Origin of the sequence: Prevotella jejuni, from assembly GCF_900187995.1 — a bacterium.
Taxonomy (GTDB): domain Bacteria; phylum Bacteroidota; class Bacteroidia; order Bacteroidales; family Bacteroidaceae; genus Prevotella; species Prevotella jejuni.
On sequence record NZ_FZNZ01000045.1, the window covers coordinates 1 to 19,685 of the forward strand.

At 45.3% G+C, this 19,685-nt stretch carries 11 protein-coding genes and 4 pseudogenes; 11 read left to right on the forward strand and 4 right to left on the reverse strand.

The window, feature by feature from the left end; all coding sequences use genetic code 11:
- The first annotated feature begins 1,539 nt into the window (after positions 1-1,539).
- The 5 genes from CHB62_RS12980 to mobV all read left to right on the forward strand — a co-directional run bounded on the left by CHB62_RS12980 (position 1,540) and on the right by mobV (position 6,877).
- Positions 1,540-2,763 (forward strand): site-specific integrase, encoded by a 1,224-nt coding sequence (locus tag CHB62_RS12980; RefSeq protein WP_004341056.1) that lies wholly within the window; start codon positions 1,540-1,542, stop codon positions 2,761-2,763.
- Positions 2,760-3,149 carry a virulence RhuM family protein gene (locus CHB62_RS12985; protein WP_004341058.1) on the forward strand — a complete coding sequence of 130 codons (390 nt, stop codon included), beginning with the start codon at positions 2,760-2,762 and terminating at the stop codon, positions 3,147-3,149. The genes CHB62_RS12980 and CHB62_RS12985 overlap by 4 nt, the downstream gene beginning before the upstream one ends.
- 470 nt (positions 3,150-3,619) lie before the next feature.
- Positions 3,620-4,867 (forward strand): primase-helicase family protein, encoded by a 1,248-nt coding sequence (locus CHB62_RS12990; protein WP_004363971.1) that lies wholly within the window; start codon positions 3,620-3,622, stop codon positions 4,865-4,867.
- Between the two features lie 11 nt (positions 4,868-4,878).
- Entirely contained in the window at positions 4,879-5,295 is a 417-nt protein-coding gene (locus tag CHB62_RS12995) for a hypothetical protein (RefSeq protein WP_004363970.1), read from the forward strand.
- A 220-nt stretch (positions 5,296-5,515) separates the two neighbouring features.
- Positions 5,516-6,877 (forward strand): MobV family relaxase, encoded by a 1,362-nt coding sequence (gene mobV, locus CHB62_RS13000; protein ID WP_004341065.1) that lies wholly within the window; start codon positions 5,516-5,518, stop codon positions 6,875-6,877.
- Positions 6,878-6,913: 36 nt separating this feature from the next.
- On the opposite strand, the gene CHB62_RS13005 is transcribed toward mobV, so the two are convergent.
- Positions 6,914-7,597 (reverse strand): hypothetical protein, encoded by a 684-nt coding sequence (locus CHB62_RS13005; protein WP_240616326.1) that lies wholly within the window; start codon positions 7,595-7,597, stop codon positions 6,914-6,916.
- Between the two features lie 316 nt (positions 7,598-7,913).
- Here CHB62_RS13005 and CHB62_RS13010 point away from each other — a divergent pair.
- From CHB62_RS13010 to CHB62_RS13025, 4 genes and pseudogenes are all read left to right on the forward strand, one after another.
- Positions 7,914-8,701: pseudogene (locus CHB62_RS13010) on the forward strand (class I SAM-dependent methyltransferase).
- Positions 8,702-8,888: 187 nt separating this feature from the next.
- Positions 8,889-9,803 (forward strand): IS982 family transposase, encoded by a 915-nt coding sequence (locus tag CHB62_RS13015; RefSeq protein ID WP_089367172.1) that lies wholly within the window; start codon positions 8,889-8,891, stop codon positions 9,801-9,803.
- Positions 9,804-10,064: 261 nt separating this feature from the next.
- On the forward strand, positions 10,065-12,575 hold the full coding sequence (locus CHB62_RS13020) for a TonB-dependent receptor (RefSeq protein ID WP_089367173.1): 2,511 nt from the start codon (positions 10,065-10,067) through the stop codon (positions 12,573-12,575).
- Between the two features lie 774 nt (positions 12,576-13,349).
- Positions 13,350-14,269 (forward strand): annotated as a pseudogene (locus tag CHB62_RS13025) (IS982 family transposase).
- 76 nt (positions 14,270-14,345) lie between these two features.
- Here CHB62_RS13025 and CHB62_RS15540 read toward each other — a convergent pair.
- Both CHB62_RS15540 and CHB62_RS13035 read right to left on the reverse strand, forming a co-directional pair.
- Positions 14,346-14,930, reverse strand: a pseudogene (locus tag CHB62_RS15540) (IS256 family transposase, variant Zn-binding type); the annotation flags it as partial.
- Positions 14,931-15,135: 205 nt separating this feature from the next.
- On the reverse strand, positions 15,136-15,594 hold the full coding sequence (locus tag CHB62_RS13035; RefSeq protein ID WP_438268813.1) for a leucine-rich repeat domain-containing protein: 459 nt from the start codon (positions 15,592-15,594) through the stop codon (positions 15,136-15,138).
- Positions 15,595-16,028: 434 nt separating this feature from the next.
- Between CHB62_RS13035 and CHB62_RS13040 the strand changes: the two genes are divergently transcribed.
- Entirely contained in the window at positions 16,029-17,288 is a 1,260-nt protein-coding gene (locus CHB62_RS13040; protein ID WP_089367175.1) for an ATP-binding protein, read from the forward strand.
- Positions 17,289-17,574: 286 nt separating this feature from the next.
- On the opposite strand, the pseudogene CHB62_RS13050 reads toward CHB62_RS13040, so the two are convergent.
- Positions 17,575-18,573: pseudogene (locus CHB62_RS13050) on the reverse strand (transposase family protein).
- Positions 18,574-19,166: 593 nt separating this feature from the next.
- Between CHB62_RS13050 and CHB62_RS13055 the strand changes: the two are divergent.
- Entirely contained in the window at positions 19,167-19,472 is a 306-nt protein-coding gene (locus CHB62_RS13055; protein ID WP_009011714.1) for a hypothetical protein, read from the forward strand.
- Positions 19,473-19,685: the final 213 nt, after the last annotated feature.

The following is a 19,685-nucleotide window of genomic DNA, read 5'->3' on the forward strand; positions in this document are numbered from 1 at the left end:
GCCTATATATGAGAGAGAGAGAGAGAGAGTACACAATTATTTGGAACTACCAAATAATTCTCGCTCTTTTTTCTATCTTTTTTTGTTAAAGAATCCATTACGCCACAGAATGTCTGTGCCCCTCTCGTGCGGAGGTCACATCCAATAGCCGTAATAATATTCTTTATCATTTCCATTTGAAATACTGGTTAATTTTAACTTAACTGGGTGCAAAGATAAAAATAAATATTAAATCCCACAAAGAAAAGGCAAAGAAAAATTAAAATAAAAAACTTCCTCTTCTCTCAAAGCATGGAGAGCAAAGGCTTTCAAGGCAAGAATGGATTTATTACACATTACTACAAGAAAAAGTTTTATTCTTATTTGCTGTCATAATTAACATTTCGTGTAACCTCTCTGTGTACTAACAAGTTAAGTAAAGACCAAGGCTGACAGGAATGACAGAAAACTTCGTTTTGACTGAATACCATCGTTAAGACGGTATTAACCGAGGACAGGGTATGCAAGAGACAGGGTAACAAGGTGAACAGCTTGTAGACAAGGTACGAGAAGAGATAGGGTAACAAAGCGAACGGATTTTAGACAGGGTACGAGAAGAGACAGGGTAACAAAGTGAACGGATTGTAGACAGGGTACGAGAAGAGACAGGGTAACAAAGTAAACGGATTGTAGACAGGGTACGATAAGACAAAGTAACAGGGTTAACGCCTTTAGGCGGAGTAACAGATTTCTATAGCCTAATTAATACTGTAAAGGGTGAGTAGACTAATCTATTACAATCTTTGGTATAAGTGACGAAAAGAGACCTAAAACATCTTATATCCCTTTATCTACAAGGGGAATGAACCTTTAAAAAGTCTTGAATAATGACTTTCTCCTTTCTTTGCTAATGCCCTTATGTAGGTTTAATTTTGCTTTCAAAGTAGAGTTGAGTACTTCCAATTCATTGTTTGTATTCGGCATTTACAACTCAGGGAAGTCATAGAATGTCCACAACCAAGGCATATTCCTCTTTAAGCTTAAATATACGCTTCTTGTGTTCTTATGCACATAATGCGTTTTTCCATCTACTCCTTTTACCCTTTCGTTTATAAAGTCCTTCCATTTCTCATGCCATACACCAGTTCGGGATAAAAAAGAGCCCTAAAAAGTTGGTAATCTCGCTATTATTTTGTAACTTTATAGTTGAAAATCAATCACTTACAAAACATATATAACGATGATTACCACAGACAAAGTTACAGAAAATCGCTGTAATATTTGCAGGAAATCGGAAGTTTAACGCAATTCGGCTTGATTATTAGGGCTATACGGTGTAAATCGCAGCAAATCCGCCACCTGCCACGAGGCAGGAAAATGCGGATTATTGAAACAGAAATGTTTTCAAATCGTTACCCGAAAGCAGGATAATTACCTCCGCTAAAGAGGAGAAAAACAGCGGTTTTCCGTGCATCCGTTGCTGTTGCTCTATTGCTCTATATTTTGCATAGCAGGGTTAGGCTCTTTCATGTTTAATTTTGCAACCAAAAAGAAAAGACAATGGCAAGAAGCACATTCAAGGTGCTGTTCTATGTGAACGGCAGCAAGGAGAAAGACGGCATCGTCCCCATCATGGGACGGGTTACAATCAACGGCACGGTGGCTCAGTTCAGCTGCAAGCGCACCATCCCAAAGGAGTTGTGGGATGTGAAAGGCAACAGGGCGAAAGGCAAGAGCAGGGAAGCCATCGCCACCAACCTCTCGCTCGACAACATCAAGGCGCAAATCATCAAGCACTATCAGCGTCTTTCCGACCGTGAGGCGTTCGTCACGGCGGAGATGGTGCGCAACGCCTATCAGGGGCTGGGCAGCGAGTACGACACCCTGATGAAAGCGTTCGACAGGGACTGCGCCTCTCTGTTCAAGCGTGTGGGTAAGGACAGGAGCATGGGAACATACAAGGTGATGCTCAGGGCGAGGAACAACACGGCGAGGTTTATCCGCCACAAGTACAACCGCAGCGACATGTCGATGCTGGAACTCACCCCCGACTTCATCAGGGACTTCGCCGTGTACCTCAGCACGGTGAAAGGAAACAGGAACGCCACGATATGGATAAACTGCATGTGGCTCAAAGGCGTGGTGATGCGTGCGCACTTCAACGGCAAGATACCGAGAAACCCGTTCGCGCAGTTTCATATCAGCCCGAACACGAAGGAGCGTGCGTTCCTCACGGAGGACGAGTTGAAGACACTGGTTTCGCACGAGTTCAAGGACAGCCATTCCGCCTTCGTGCGTGATTTGTTTGTCTTCGCCTCCTTCACCGCCCTTTCCTTCGTGGACTTGAAGGAACTCACCACCGATGAGATTGTGGAGGTGAACGGCGAGAAGTGGATACTTGCAAAAAGGCACAAGACACAGGTGCCGTACCAAGTGAAACTGCTCGATATACCCTTGCAAATCATCGACAGATACCGACCGTTCCAGAAGGACAACTCCATATTCGGGGACATCAACTACTGGACGGTCTGCAAGAAGCTCAAAAAAGTCATCAGCGAGTGCGGGATAACAAAGGACATCTCCTTCCATTGCGCAAGGCACGGCTTTGCGACATTGGCTCTGAGCAAGGGCATGCCGATTGAGAGCGTGAGCCGTGTACTCGGACACACGAACATCGTAACCACACAACTCTATGCGAAGATAACCACCGAGAAACTCGACACCGACCTCTCCATGCTCGGCAGCAAGCTCAACGCCTCATTTGGCAATATTAAGATGGCATGACAATGAAAGGGAAAGACATAAGCAGCAATGCCCGTCGAATAATCACGATAGACGAGCACGGGAACATCGTCATACCCAACGGCGAAATATGGATGGGCGAGTTTGAGATTGCCGACCTGTTTGGCGTGTTCGGACATACCATCCACACGCTGGTCAAGAAGATATACAGGGATGGACTGCTGCACCCCTGCACGGCAGAGAGGAACATCAGGGTGGCGGAGGGTCGCTGGCTTGATGCGTACAGCCTTGAAATGGTCATAGCCCTTGCGTTCCGTATCAGGTCGCAAAGGGCAAAAAGGCTTTGGGAGCATGTCATCGCAATGCTGAACGAACGGCACGAAAGGTTTGTCATGCTCCTTCCTGCACGGGCAGGCAGTCCCTGCTGAAACGCCTTGACAGAGGTTTATAGAGGTTTATCCCCTTGTGTCGATGGGGGAAATAAACCTTTTTCTTTTTGGGTGGTTGAAGGGCAGGGATAACAGTTAGGGACGAGTCGTATAGGACTGCCGAGAAAAGAAAAACATACCGAACACAACTTCTTTTATTTTGATGAATTGATGAATATTGATATAATATGATTGAATATCAAGCGATTGCAAGTTCATCAACATATCATCAGACGCTTGCGAACGATGAAAGAAAAAGGCATTTTCCCTTTTTCAGCAACCCTCGACAAATCCTGCAAAATTATCCTCCTGTTCCCCTCAATTATTGCTCCGCACCTCCCTGCTTTCCCCTGTTTTTATTCCATTCCGTTTTTCTTTCACCGTTCCGCGCCATTCTTCACAAGTAGTTTTCCGAACGATGTCCGTAACTTTGCACGATGCTATATATCAACCATTTAAGCAAGAAAGAAATGGATAAGAAAAACAATGACGGGCTGCTGGAAGATATGCCCGAAAAAAGAAAAAAGGACGGGGCTTTCGTCCGTGTGGGCACAACGCTCTACAAACTTGCAGACATGCCTCTTGTCGGAGGCGGTTTTGTAAGGAAGCGCATCGTGTGGAACAACGAGACGCTCCGTCAGGACTACGGCAGGGACTATCTGGCGACCGTCCCGAAGTATGACGGTTTTTGCACCGTCCCCGACCATGTGAACTATCAGCCCGTAGTAGGCAGTTTCCTCAACCTCTACGAGCCGACGGGGCATCATCCGAAGCAAGGTGTGTTTCCCCATATCGAGGCATTGGCAAGGCACATCTTCGGGGAGCAGTACGAACTTGGCATGGACTACCTGCAACTACTCTACCTGCAGCCCATAGAGAAACTGCCCATCCTGCTGCTCGTATCAGAGGAGCGCAACACGGGCAAGAGCACGTTCCTCAACTTCCTCAAAGCCCTCTTCGGGGGCAATGTAACCTTCAACACCAACGAGGACTTCCGAAGTCAGTTCAACTCGGACTGGGCAGGGAAACTGCTCATCCTCGTGGACGAGGTGCTTCTCGACCGCAGGGAGGACAGCGAGCGGCTCAAGAACCTCAGCACCACCCTTTCCTACAAGGTGGAGGCGAAGGGCAAGGACAGGGATGAGATTTCATTCTTCGCCAAGTTCGTACTATGCTCCAACAACGAACGTCTACCCGTCATAATCGACACAGGAGAGACACGCTATTGGGTGAGGAAGGTGGGGAGGATAGAAAAGGACGACACGGACTTCCTGCAAAGGGTAAAGGAGGAAATACCCGCCTTCCTCTATTTTCTCCAGCACCGCACGCTCTCCACGAAGAAAGAGAGCCGCATGTGGTTCAGTCCCGAACTCATCCACACGCAAGCCCTGAGCAGGATTATACGGAGCAACCGTAACAGGACGGAGGTGGAGATGGCGGAAACCTGCCTTGAAGTCATGGACTGCATGAAAGCGTCCGCTTTCTCTTTCTGCATCAACGACATGCTCCTTCTGCTGAACTGCGCAGGCTGCAGGACGGACAGGACGCAGGTAAGGCGTATCGTGCAGGATATATGGAAACTCACTCCTGCCGAAAACACGCTCACCTATACGACCTGCCAGCCGAGCTATGACAACATGCGCCCATATACGGAGATTAGGCGCACGGGGCGTTTTTACACCATCGGCAGGAAGCAGTTGGAGGAAATGCAGGGATAGAGGAATCGGAAATGATGAAACTCCACTTTGACAAGCGGCTTGATGAGGGCATGATGAAAGCATATTATGTTGATTTCCAGATTATTGGAACGACATTCATCAATTCATCAGAATTTTCATCACTCCGACTTCGGTGGGAAACGGCAGTGGCATTACAGGCTGAAACGGAACAGGCAAGACACGCTGATATAAGCAACAGAAAAAGGCAGTCACGGCAAGCCGTGCATTCTGTATTTCCAAGCATGCAGGGTATTCAGATATTCGGGTGCAGTCCAAGTATGCCTTCGGAGAAACAAGTCCAATCGGCAGCACCGATGGAGAAACCGTGGGGACTTCAGGTTATAAGGGAAAGAAGTGGCAGGGGCAAATGCCCACGTGGTAAGCACGGTACGGATATTTTCAAAAGAGAAAATACCGTAGCTTATTAGGGGATTTTCCTCACGCTTCACTCCGTGTCCGCTGAAAATCTCCCAATAAGCCAACGGGGTTGCACCCCTCTGGACACCCCTGCCGAGCCTGTCGGCATAAAGAAACGAGCAAGCCGAAAGGAAGTCTTTCCTCCTTTCAACGATTGTCCACCGACCGTATCTAAGGACATCAAGGCAACGAAAACAAGATAATGACAACATCTAAAAAAGACAAAAGGATATGGGATATTGCGTATTGCATTTGGAAAAGGCAAAGGGAGCCGACAGCGGAATGTCGGCTCACATCGAGCGCACCATCGTGCCGAAGAACATAGACCCTACGAGAACGCACCTCAACCGTGAGTTAATCAGGTTTCCCGACGGTGTGTGCAACCGCACGGCTGCCATACGCCACCGCCTTGACACGGCAGGGCTGAAACGCAAGATAGGGAAGAACCAAGTACAGGCAATCCGCATCGTGCTGAGCGGAACGCACGAGGATATGGAACGAATGGAAAACGAAAGGAGGCTCGGAGAGTGGTGCGATGACAGCGTGGCGTGGCTGAGAGAGACCTACGGGGCGGACAACCTCGTGTCGGCAGTCCTGCACATGGACGAGGAAACACCGCACATCCATGCCACCGTAGTGCCGATAGTGCAGGGTGAGCGCAGGAAGCAGAAAAAGGAAGAGAAGGCAAAGCGCAGGTACAGGACGAAAGCGACAGCCCCACGCCTCTGCGCAGACGAGGTGATGAGCCGTGCCAACCTCATCAGGTATCAGGACACCTACGCCGAACACATGGCGAAGTACGAGCTGAAAAGGGGTGTCAGGGGCTCGACAGCCAAGCACCTCTCCACGCATGAGTATTACCGCAATCTCATCACGCAGGGCGAGGACATACAGGAGAACATCGCCAACCTGCTGGCAAGGGAGGCGGAAGCACGGTGCATCATCGAGGAGGCGGAGCAAGCCAAAATGGAACTCGCACGCATCAAGGCGGAGAAAAAAACGGTGGAACTGAAAAACTCAGCTACCAAGACCGCCACAGCAGCACTCAACGGCATCAACTCCCTGTTGGGCGGTAATAAAGTGAGCAGGCTTGAAAGCGAGAACAGGCAGTTGCATGGTGAGGTGGCGGAACTGAAAGAGAGCATCGGACAGATGCGCACAGATATGCAGAAAATGAAGGAAAGCCACGTCGCCGAGCGGTTGCGGGCATCGGAGCAGCATCAGCGTGAAATCGGCAATCTCAGGCGCATCATCGACAAGGCAAAGGAATGGTTTCCCATGCTTGCCGAGTTTTTCCGTATTGAAAGGCTTTGCCGTTCGGTCGGATTGTCAGAGAGACACACGGACGAACTCCTGCAAGGCAAAGTACTCGTTGTTACGGGGAAACTGCATTCTGATGAGTACAGGCGTTCGTTCGCCGTTGAGAAGGCACGCTTGCAGGTGGGCAGGGAGGAAAGGGATGGCAAGACCGTACTCGACCTGCTCGTGGACAGAGTGCCGATTGCCCGTTGGTTTAAGGAGCAGTGGGAGAAATTCAGACATTTGTCCGTCCATTCCTCCCAAGAGAACAGGAGCAAGGGAGTGAGGCTGTAACCGTGCCTCCGCATGCTCCACTTCCTTTCCTGCATCTCACTCCATGACTTTCTCAGGCAAGGTTGCTTCCTTATAAGTCATTTCCGCCATGATATGCTCTTCCATGTCGTGTTCGTCAAGAAAGACGGGACAGATGAATTTCTCTTCATTCGGAAGAAGTCCGAGCCTGCCTAATCTCCCGAGTTTTTCCAAAGCCTCTTTCTTGTTTTTCCCTGTCAAGGTGAAATCACGGACAATTCCCTGTTTCTTGCTTTGCAGGCGCAAGTTCGTCGGAACGCCGTCTTTCATGACAATCTCATATACGCCCGAGAGAACGGCAGGACTGACATACCGATAGAGAGTGGGCTTGTAACGGCACAGATAAAAAGAATGCGCTGCGTTCTGGACAAGGAAAAGTCCCGAAACTCCGCTTCCTATTGACCATACAGGGTCTGAGCCTTCGTGAATTTCCAGTAACAGATAAGGCGGGAGGACTTTAACGGTCAGTTGCTGTCTTTCCTTTGTGAGGTTGTCGGTCAGTGAGACCTGAAATTCTCCCACTTGCAGGGCTTGGATTGAAAGAACACCTACATGCCCTGCCTGTTCGGGAGTTCTCGCATAGGCAATTCTAGCATAGTCCTTAAACGCATTGGAATTGCTTATCTGCAAGTCTCCACTGCCACTCGTGATGAACACACGGAGCGTAGAGCCTTGCATGATTTCCCTATAAGGTTTATCCAATTGAAAAGAAGATTTCCTGTCCTCGTCTTGGGGATTGGAACAGGACGCGCATGCCAGCAGGAATGCCAAGAACAATAAAACAAAACAAGTTTTACGGTGTGCCATATTTACATCTTTTTTAGTCGTACCTCGCAAATATACGAATTTTCCCGCCATTCCGCAAACGAAAGAGCGGAAACTTTGGGTTGCACTCGTCCATATCGCATTGCCATATAATCATTTATAGGTATTTTTCATGGTAACGAATGAAACATGCGGTCTTATTCCATGATTATTGCTACCTTTGTCGTTGAAACCATAACACCCCTAAAATAAGATGCAGTCAAGACAACTTAACCGAAGACAGTATTTCAACGAACTCGCAACCACAAGCGAGAAGTATTTCATTCCTTACATCAAGCGGTACAGGCAGGTAGGGAAAGGCACGAAAGTGTTGGAGATAGGCTGCGGGGACGGTGGAAACCTCCTGCCTTTCTCACGCATGGGCTGCGATGTAGTGGGCGTGGATATGGCAGAGGGACGGATAAGGGACGCAAGGAAGTTTTTCCAAGAGAACGGAGCAAAAGGGCGTTTCATCGCCTCCGATGTGTTCCTGTTGAAGGAACTCAGGCATCAGTTCGACCTGATTGTCTGCCATGATGTGATAGAGCATATCGACGACAAGGAGGAATTTATGCACAAGTGTAAACAGTTGTTAAAAACCCGGGGGGGGTAATTTTCATGTCCTTTCCTGCTTGGCAGATGCCTTTCGGTGGGCATCAGCAGATATGCCGAAGCCGCTTCCTCTCGCACCTGCCTTTCTTTCACCTGCTTCCGACGAGATTGTATGAGCGGATATTGAGGGCTCGGAAGGAAGACGAGGGATGCGTCAGAGAACTGTTGAACATCAAGAAGACCAAATGCCCGATAGAGTTGTTTGAGAGGACGATGAGAAAGGAAGGCTTTGAAGCCATTGACAGGACTTTCTATTTCATCAATCCGCATTACGAGGTGAAATTCCACCTGCGTCCCCGAAGGCTGTACGCCGTGATAGGGGCAATTCCATATATCCGCAATTTCTTCACAACATCGTGTTTCTACTTCTTGAAATCGGCAGGGGAATAATTTTTTCCTTGCCTTGAAAAAATAAAGCAAAGAGTAGAATTGTTCGGGAATAATCATTATCTTTGTCGGAGATAAAGAGTTCTTTGCAAGCAAAACAAAGCAGTACACAGCAAATGGAACGGTTGCCAAATCGTTACCCCAAAATCAGCCAATCGCACAAGGTGCCCTTGTATAAAGGATTGTCGCTATTCTATCCAAAGTTACTGAAATATTTTGTATATTGGATGAGTTCTGCAAGAATTTAAATGCCAAGTTAACTAAAAACCTACACATTGCCCCCATAGACGAGGGATATAAGCGCATGCGAAACCGTAAAGGGCAGATGTCCAAGAGCGAAATCATGACCATCCTGTTGTGCTATCATTTTGGCTCTTTCCGCAACTTCAAGCACTATTACCTCTTCTTCATCAAGGAGCATCTGGCAAGCTACTTCCCTAAGGCCGTGTCCTACACGCGTTTCGTGGAACTCATGCCTCGCGTGTTCTTCGAGCTGATGGCCTTCATGCGCATCCAAGGTTTTGGAAAGTGCACGGGCATTAGTTTCGTGGACAGCACGATGATTCCCGTATGCCACAATATGAGAAGGAATTTCAACAAGGTGTTTGATGGACTTGCTAAGAACGGAAAGGGAACAATGGGGTGGTGTCATGGCTTCAAGCTTCATCTGCTGTGCTACGAGATGGGCGATGTACTCACGTTCTGCCTAACTCCCGCAAACGTGGACGACAGGGACCCTAGGGTGTGGCAGGTCTTCACCAAGGTGCTCTACGGCAAAGTATTTGCCGATAAGGGCTACATCAAGCAAGAGTTCTTTGAGAACCTCTTCAACCAAGGCATCCATCTCGTTCACGGGCTCAAATCAAACATGAAAAACAAGCTTATGCCCTTGTGGGACAAGATGATGCTGCGCAAGCGATATATAATAGAATGCATCAACGAACTGCTCAAGAACAAGGCCAACCTTGTCCATTCACGCCATCGCTCCGTACATAACTTTCTCATGAATCTCTGTGCGGCATTGGCTGCATATTGTTTCTTCGAGAATAAGCCCGAGGCACTTCCCGTGCGCATTGAAAAGACTAGGCAATTGGAACTTTTCTAAGCAAATCCTTATCCCGAACTGGCGTAACAACTACGAAAGACATCAAGCATACCACCCCCTCTCCCCTTTGGAGAGGGGCAGAGGGGTGAGGCTTTTTCCCTACTTCTAGGTATTGCACTATTCCTTACAACATCCTACCTTTGCATTAACAAATCAAAGGTGAGCTCTAGAATCATTGATAAGGTCACAAAAAGCCCTATGGGGCGTGCTGTGACTATATCGAAGATTTACAGAACATACCTGAATTTAAAACAATTTAAAATGATAAAGAAAAGAACCGTAAAACAGATTTTATGTAAATCGGCGTTTGTTTTCGCCGCTACGTTCGTTCTTTCGCTGCCCACTTACGCAAGGCACGAGAACGAAGTGAAAGTTAATACCGAAGCCAACATTAAGGGACGCGTTGTGGATAGTAAAACACAACATCCTCTTTCGCACGCGAGCGTGCTGGTTTTGGGTACAGTTATCACTACCACCACCGATGCCGATGGCCATTTTATGCTGCGAAATCTGCCTGTGGGAAAGGTGATTGTGGAAGTGCGCTCGGCTGGTTATAGGGCTTACAAACACGAGGTGACAACGCAAAAAAATAATACCCATGAGCTGAATGTGATGCTCAAACCCGACGAAATTGCGCTCGACGAGGTTGTTGTGTCGGCCAATCGTAGTCAAACACTTAGACGTGAGTCGCCTGTGGTTGTGAATGTTCTGGACACGAAATTGCTCGAGTCTACCCATTCTACAACCTTGGTGCAGGGTTTAAACTTCCAACCGGGCGTGCGAACCGAAGATAATTGCACCAATTGCGGATTTTCGCAGGTGCGCATCAATGGGCTTGATGGTCATTATTCGCAAATATTAATCGACTCGCGACCCGTTTTCACGGCCCTTCAAGGTGTTTATGGACTCGAACAGATACCCTCTAACATGGTGCAACGTGTTGAAATTGTTCGCGGTGGTGGCTCGGCGCTCTTCGGTGCTTCGGCCATTGGTGGCACCATCAACATCATTACCAAAGAACCTAGCGAAAATTCGGCCGATGTGGCGCACACCATCACAGGCGCAACAAATGGCTCTACTGCTTTCGACAACAACACCACGGGCAACCTATCGGTTGTTACAACCAATAATAGAGCTGGGTTTTATCTCTATGGACAAAGCCGACACCGCGCTGCTTACGACCGCGATGGCGATGGTTACACCGACCTTCCCACGCTAGATAATAAAACTGTGGGGCTTAGCTCTTTCTTCCGACTCACCGATTACTCCAAAATAACCCTTAAATACCACGGCTTGAAGGAGTATAGACGTGGCGGAAACAAACTTTACTTGCCTGCTCACGAGGCCAATATTGCCGAACAAATCGAACATACCATCAACGGCGGAAGTTTGGGCTACGACCTCTTTAGCCTTAATGGTAAGGGACATTTCAGTGCTTATGCCTCGTTTCAAAACGTTGACCGTAAGAGTTATTACGGCGGACTGGGCGAACTGGCCACCGCTGCCGATGGACTTAAGGCCTTGAACGAAGCCTATAAACTGGGACTTAACCTCGATATGAGCGAAGACGATGCCGCCACGCTGCCCGCCAACCAACAACAAACGCTGGCCGATGCGCAAGCCTACGACAAAGCACAACGAGCCTATAACCTTACGCATAACATCAATTACATAGCTGGTGCGCAATATGTGCACAATTTCGACCGTCTGTGGTTCATGCCTTCGAGTCTTGTTGTGGGGGCCGAATATAGCTACGACCGCATTAAAGACCACTCTCTGGGCTACAACAGCCTGATGGAACAGCGCGTGAATATTGGTAGCTTCTTTGCTCAAAACGAATGGAAAAACAACCATTGGGGCTTGCTTCTGGGCGGACGACTAGACAAACACAACCTTATCTCGCATCTTATCTTTAGTCCGCGCGTTAATCTGCGCTACAATCCCACGCCCAACACCAATTTCCGACTTACTTACGCTGGCGGATTTAGAGCCCCACAGGCTTTTGATGAAGACCTTCATACGCGTATTGCTGATGGCGACCGTGTGAAAATTGCGTTGGCTAAGGATTTGAAAGAGGAACGTTCGCACAGCTTTAGTGCATCGGCCGACCTCTATAAAAGTTTTGGAACAGTACAAACCAACGTTCTTATTGAGGGCTTTTACACACGCCTTAACAACATGTTTGCTACACGCAAACTGGCTGATGATGTGATTATTGATGGCGCACGTGTTGAAGAACGCTTCAATTCTAACGGTGCAACGGTGTATGGAATTAACCTCGAGGGCAAGGCTTCGCTCTCGTCGTGGGCGCAATTGCAAGCTGGTTTTACTTGGCAAAGCAGCCGTTATCGCACGCCCGAAGAATGGGACGACGATGCTGCTCCCGAGTTTAAAACCACTAAACGTCTGCTGCGAACGCCCAACACCTACGGATATTTCACCCTCACTGTGCATCCCACCATCGATTTTGCCCTATCGTTATCGGGCGTTTACACGGGTAGAATGTATGTTGGCCACCCCAAAGGGGGGAGCGAGCGCACCAACGACTTTGCTATCATTGAGCACACTCCCGCGTTTCTCACGCTTAACCTGAAGCTTGCCTATAATTTCTACATAACTAAGCAGGTGAAATTGGAGGCTAGTGCGGGGGTGCAAAACATGCTCGATGCTTACCAAAAGGATTTGGATAAAGGGGCTTCGCGTGCCTCCGACTATGTTTACGGACCTACTCAACCCCGCAGTTTGTTTCTTGGGGTGAAGTTTTCGTACTAGGTATTATGTCTTTTTTACCCAAAAACAGTGGGTAGAGTTGTTTTGATTTTGTGTATTGCTGGACACATTGCCGATGTTGTTATTGAAAATGTGGTGCACTACGCTCAAACAATATCATAGGCAAGATGCCGACAAGCCAACAAAAGATGAACTGGATGAAATGTAAGCAACATCAATTGTGTGATTAGTGGTCTTACAATTGATTTGGGTTTAAAAAGCTGGGTGTAATGATTGAAAGCTACGGTAAATAGACTTTACAAAACGCATTTCAGTACTACACCACTTCTAGAAAGACAAAAACGCCTGTAGGCGATGCCCCAAAATAGGCTTTTAATGCCCCAAACGAGACCAAAATGGTGTAAGTGCTTGTGCATAAGCACGCTAACACAAAAATGAATATTGCATAAAGGCAGGAGCTTAAATCATAACTTTTGCGCTGCTTTTTGAGTTTTTAGTGAGAAAAAGGTGCTAATTCTATGCTTATTGCGCCTTTTTCCCACTTTTTTTTGTGGTTCACGTCAGTTGTTTTTGCATAAATTGGGTCGCGCCCTTTGCTCACACGCCTTGCGTTTTGCTGCATTTAGCCTTGCGTTTAGCACGAGTTAGCAGTGCATTTTGCTGCAAAACGCAGTGTATTTTGCACCATTTTGCAAAGTGTTGAGACTAAGTGGTACGCCAGTTCGGGATAAGAAAGTTCTCTAAAAAGTTGGTAATCTCGCTATTATTTTGTAACTTTATAGTTGAAAATCAATCACTTGCAAAACATATATAGCGATGATTACCACAGACAAAGTTACAGAAATATTTTGTATATTGGATGAGTTCTGCAAGAATTTAGATGCCGAGTTAACTAAAAACCTACACATTGCCCCCATAGACGAGGGATATAAGCGCATGCGAAACCGTAAAGGGCAGATGTCCAAGAGCGAAATCATGACCATCCTGTTGTGCTACCATTTTGGCTCTTTCCGCAACTTCAAGCACTATTACCTCTTCTTCATCAAGGAGCATCTGGCAAGCTACTTCCCTACGGCCGTGTCCTACACGCGTTTCGTGGAACTCATGCCTCGCGTGTTCTTCGAGCTGATGGCCTTCATGCGCATCCAAGGTTTTGGAAAGTGCACGGGCATTAGTTTCGTGGACAGCACGATGATTCCCGTATGCCACAACATGAGAAGGAATTTCAACAAGGTGTTTGATGGACTTGCTAAGAACGGAAAGGGAACAATGGGGTGGTGTCATGGCTTCAAGCTTCATCTGCTGTGCTACGAGATGGGCGATGTACTCACGTTCTGCCTAACTCCCGCAAACGTGGACGACAGGGACCCTAGGGTGTGGCAGGTCTTCACCAAGGTGCTCTACGGCAAAGTATTTGCCGATAAGGGCTACATCAAGCAAGAGTTCTTTGAGAACCTCTTCAACCAAGGCATCCATCTCGTTCACGGGCTCAAATCAAACATAAAAAACAAGCTTATGCCCTTGTGGGACAAGATGATGCTGCGCAAGCGATATATAATAGAATGCATCAACGAACTGCTCAAGAACAAGGCCAACCTTGTCCATTCACGCCATCGCTCCGTACATAACTTTCTCATGAATCTCTGTGCGCATTGGCTGCATATTGTTTCTTCGAGAATAAGCCCGAGGCACTGCCCGTGCGCATTGAAAAGAGTAGGCAATTGGAACTTTTCTAAGCAAATCCTTATCCCGAACTGGCGTATGCCATGCAGTCAAAGCTCCTATAAAAGAATCTTTGTCTGTATGGCAAAGTATTTTAGCTATGCTAAGCAAGTCTTGTGACGCTTGTAATTTGGGGTGCAATGTCAGTTTTGTTCTTATAGTCATAAGCTGGTGGAACTGGCAATGTTGGAATCTGTACTGGTGGAACTCTTGACGAAGCCCTTTTAAGCCATCGCTCACTATGCCTAAAACATTATATCCATGCAACTCAAGATATGAAATACCTTCTCTGTGATCTGCAATTGTTTCCTTCTTGTCAATAAACTTATACCATAGCACACGACCCGATATGTGATCTTTCATTATAACAACACCAAACCTTCTTCCCCAGTAAGTAGCATCCATTAAGACTACAACATTACTAGAAACTAATTTAGGGAGGTTCTCCTTGTATTCTGATGACAGATAGCGGTGAATCGTACGAGTTGATACGCCAAATTCTCTGGCAAGGTCGGATACTGTCAGATTCCCTAAGAAATATGCAGAATTTACATCTTCCTTCGTCAAGCAATGACGTCCTATAAAATAGCGTTTACAGTCTTTGCAAAACCAACGCTGATAACCATTCTCCTTACCCTTTTTAATGGTGCGATGAGAACCGCAATAAAAGCTGATTTTTTGTCATCAAAAAGTTTTTTGCTCAAAACTATAGTAAATAAAGGGATTACAAGAGATTTTAGGTCTCTTTTTGTCACTTATGCCGGCGTTTTGCATTATGCTGGTATTCATGTTCTTGAAGTTTGGTCACTACAAAGATACATAATACCAGCTTTTTTATATATAACTAATCAGATATATCTATCCATTTAACGGAAGAACCTTATTTAATGATTATCTTTTTACCATTGACAATATAAACACCCTTTGGCAAAGCATTAATTTCGTCAGAGCTTGCTTTACTTAGCCGTTTTGCTCCATCTATTGTATAGACATCAGCAAGCTCAGCTTTATTATAAACAGTGTTTGTTATGCCAGTAGTACTACCCTCTATTAAGGAAAAATCTTCCCATTGGTATGCTTGTTTATATGCGTCAAGACTATTCTTAGGAACAATAAGTTTACATTTAGATTTATTAATGTCGGTAAAAACACCTGATTCACAGGTTGGAGGTACGACTGCCTCACTTGAAATCTGTGTTATACTGGTACAGTTATCAAATGCGTATTCTCCTATAGCCTTAACACTATCTCCGATATGTACTTTTTGCAGGTTGGTGCATCCGCTAAAAGCTTCGCTACCTATTGTCGTAACACTATTGGGAATGGTTACAGAAGTCAGAGAGCTACAATCGCTGTATCTATTATTAGTTGATTATCAATGTTATACGCTCTAAACGGTAGAAAAGTGACCGTATGGATTCTGATTAGATACGGAAAGGTGAAGATTTAACGTATTTAACTTTCATTACATCAGGAATCACGAAATAAGGGTTGGGAGGGGCGTTTTAAACCGACCCCGTAATGTGGTGAATAGAAGTTATATGACGAAATTTATGAAGGGGTACGGTTGAAACGACTACCTTAAAGAATATGATTGCCAATCATCCCTTTTTATTCTATAAGAACCAATAGAAATGTAGCCTATCATACTGTTTTATCACATTTTTATACTTCTTAAACGCAGTTTTTTCATTGGTTATGCTGTATTTCGAAATAAAAAAGTTATCTTTGTGGTGTAAAATATGATACTAATATCAAAAATAGTACTCTAATATGATATTTGAACGTAAGAAATATTTGGATGAACTTATCGCAGGACGTGGGAATGGACTTGTGAAGATTATAACAGGTGTCAGACGATGTGGAAAGTCTTTCCTGCTGTTTGACATCTGGCATAACTGGCTGTTGGAACATGGGGTAACTGATAGTCACATCATTGAGATACAACTTGATGATTTCCGAAACAGGCGGTTGAGGAAGCCTGATACCTTGCTCGACTATATAGATTCAAAGGTTGTGGATGATGGCAAACCTTATTATATAGTCTTGGACGAGGTACAGTTGGTAGAAGAATTTGTGGAGGTTATTCTTAGCTTGACACACATGAGGAGTGTAGATGTGTATGTGTCGGGCTCAAACTCTCGCTTCCTATCAAGTGATGTTGTGACTGAGTTCCGAGGTAGAGGGGACGAGATACGCATATGGCCTCTCACCTTTGACGAATACTTTAGTGGTATTGGTGGAGATATACGCAAAGCTTGGTTGGATTACTATACTTTTGGAGGACTGCCACAGGTGGCTTTGCTTGAAACGGAAGAAAAGAAAACAGACTATTTGCGTGGTCTGTATGAAACTACCTATCTGCGTGACGTAATTGAGCGCAACCATCTGCGTAATCCTGAAGGAATGAAGGAATTGGTGCGTGTAATAGCCTCGGGCATTGGTTCGTCAACAAATCCAACGAGAATAGCCAATACTTTTCAATCTTCACAAGGGGTAACCATAAAAAGAGACACTATAAAACAATACATTGACTATCTGAAAGACTCTTTCTTGATAGAAGAAGCTTTGCGCTATGATGTGAAAGGAAGAAAATATATTGGTACCGAGACGAAATACTACTTCGCAGACATCGGCATACGTGCTGCCATTCTCAACTATCGCCAACAAGAGGAAACGCACATTATGGAAAACATTATCTATAATGAGCTTCGCAGTCGAGGATATAATGTGGACGTAGGATTGGTTGAACTTGGTGGCAAGGATGAGAACGGTAAGTTTGTCAGAAAACAGTTGGAGGTAGACTTTGTGGTGAACCGCCCTCCATACAGAGTGTATATCCAGTCAGCCTTTCACATGCCTACGCCAGAAAAGGAACAGCAAGAGCGACGTCCTTTATTGTCAATCAATGACCACTTCCGTAAGATTGTCATTGTAGGTGATGATATCCACCGCAAGGAAGACGAACTCGGAGTATTGACTGTCGGACTCTTGGATTTCTTGACAGACAAGAGAATGCTTGAACAGGGTTAAACGCAATCGGATAAAAACAGATTCTTTTAAGGACGAAAAACTTATACCTCATATAATAATACGCAAAAAGCATTGGGGGCAGTGTGCACTTCCGATGCTTTTTGCGTTTATATAGTTACCTCAATTCCGCAGCATTATTCTTTGCGATCTACTTTTATATATTGACGTGACATTTTGGTATTTATCCATTGATTTGGGACTTTTCTGGGGTTCTTGGTTCTTGCATAGGCATAAAATCCCCCACCTAAACCCAATGGGGGATATGATATCCACAAAGAAATACTGTTTATTCAAGGAATATTTCAGAGTAGTATGTTTTATTTGTATATAGGTTCAGAACGTTCAGTCTTCCCATTCTCACCCATTTTGCTGGTACGCTGACAAAATGCAGGATAAAGGCTTTCAGTCTGCTTGTCTTTTTCAGCGGCTTGACCTTTTCGCTGATATGACGGACGAGATAGAAGTTCTTCAGCATGGCGGTAACCATCATGAAAACCATGTTCTCAGCCATAAAGGAAAATGGCAGATGTGACCAGCCGAAGTCATTGTTCTGTATGTCGAAGTTCTTTTCACTTGCCCCACGTTCATTATAAAATGTAATGATTTCCTTTGAGAACGATCCGCAGTCGGCACGGAAACGCTCTATTACCACACCAAGTTCTGAGGTTACACGGTTCATAATGCGACGGAGCGTGTCCTCCTGATGGAATCTCACATTGGTGTTTCCGTCACGATTCTCACCTCCGACTATGATTCCCCCGATGGAAGCCCAACCCAGAAAATAGCCATGGTCCTACTTGTAGGAATATTTTGCATCGAACTTGTGGGCAGGAACAAACTGGTGGTCAAAGTCCAGGTCAACATGACTGCCCACCTTTATAAGCCCCATTCTCCGTATCATCCGTAATAGTAAGGTGTTCAGCTTCTCTGCCGTGTTGAAACTGTAAGACTTGCCGGAGGTTTCGCTCTTGTAGACAATGTTCTCTTCAGCAAGCTCCTTTAGTCCGCGCCCAACAGTGTCGGCACCGGGTAATAGCGTATTAGGTCTCTGCTTGAACTGCCCTATAAGCACATTGATGTCCTCAAGGCATTCTCCACCACAAAGGTAACTGAAGAAGAGAGAGCCGAAAATACTTCCATGGCTGAATGCTTTGCCACTACTTCCACGTTTGCCCAATACAGATTCGGTAAGTTTTTCAAAGCCCAACTTTGAGAAAACGTCCATAATATGATAAATTCCACCGAAAGAAGTGATATTCTCGTTTTTAATTGCTACCTTTGTCATGTCAGATTTTTGCTTACTTATTATGTTTGTAGCACCAAGATAGGTGAAATTTCTGACATATCCAAGTGTTTTGAGAACTTTGTTTCTCAGACACTTGGAGTTCTTACATGAATTTATGCTGCGGAATTAAGGTTTATGAGAACAGAAGGTTCTTTGTAAGGGCGTATGCATTCAATAAAGCCACCAGCAAGTGCAAAATTATAATATTTTTTTGTAGAACTCGTATTTTGATATTTGAAAATTTAGTATAAAGCCAACCAGCAAGTACAAAATAATTTTTTATTTTCTTTTAGAATATTACAAAAAAAATTATATCTTTGCAACTGGGCATATTATATGCCCATACATTTTGGTAAAAAGAGGCGTTATGCCCTATTCTTGTATGTACGAAGCCTGAGAAACTTCCAAACAATGTGACAAGAAAGGTCGTAATGGTCTCCACGCATATAGCGTGGGGCTGTTATTCCCACATCTGTCACAAAAGGTTTTCTCAGGGCCTGTACATTAAGACGTGGAGCATACAGTTCCACGCTTCTTGCATATTAACTTGAACGGTCCATAGGAATTGTACGACCCAAAGAAAGAAAACTATTATGGCAATTTCAATGATTGAGCGCCACGGTTCTTGGTATGACATCTTTGACGAACGTGGTAAGAAGACAAAATCTGTTAGTGAAAACATTGGAGAAATAATGGGGCATAGCTCAAATTTCTTTATTGTTTTGAAAGGTAGTTGGTATGACCTTTATGACGGGCAAGGGAAAAAGTATAAGTCCTTAAGCTCCAATATAGGTATGTTTGTAAGTGTTAGTGGTGATACTTTTGTTGTTAGAAAAGGCTCATGGCTTGATACTTACGACCGATTCGGTAAAAAAGTCAGCTCAAGAGCAGCACGCTAAATTCATTTTGTGTCCTCCAATTCAAAATTTGAATTGGAGGCTAAAATAAAACATCATAATGGAATCATATACAAACATATCAACACTGTTGGCAGGAAAGTCAATTAGTGTGCCTAACTATCAACGAGCTTATTCCTGGGATACAGATAGCTCAAACAAAAGCCACAAACAAGTCAATACATTCTTGTCAGATTTACAAGATTATGTAAATAG

Coding starts and splice junctions, on each gene's coding strand:
- CHB62_RS12980 (WP_004341056.1), top strand. CDS start 1,540: ATGGCAAGAAGCACATTCAAGGTGCTGTTCTATGTGAACGGCAGCAAG.
- CHB62_RS12985 (WP_004341058.1), top strand. CDS start 2,760: ATGACAATGAAAGGGAAAGACATAAGCAGCAATGCCCGTCGAATAATC.
- CHB62_RS12990 (WP_004363971.1), top strand. CDS start 3,620: ATGGATAAGAAAAACAATGACGGGCTGCTGGAAGATATGCCCGAAAAA.
- CHB62_RS12995 (WP_004363970.1), top strand. CDS start 4,879: ATGATGAAACTCCACTTTGACAAGCGGCTTGATGAGGGCATGATGAAA.
- mobV (WP_004341065.1), top strand. CDS start 5,516: ATGGGATATTGCGTATTGCATTTGGAAAAGGCAAAGGGAGCCGACAGC.
- CHB62_RS13020 (WP_089367173.1), top strand. CDS start 10,065: ATGATAAAGAAAAGAACCGTAAAACAGATTTTATGTAAATCGGCGTTT.
- CHB62_RS13040 (WP_089367175.1), top strand. CDS start 16,029: ATGATATTTGAACGTAAGAAATATTTGGATGAACTTATCGCAGGACGT.
- CHB62_RS13055 (WP_009011714.1), top strand. CDS start 19,167: ATGGCAATTTCAATGATTGAGCGCCACGGTTCTTGGTATGACATCTTT.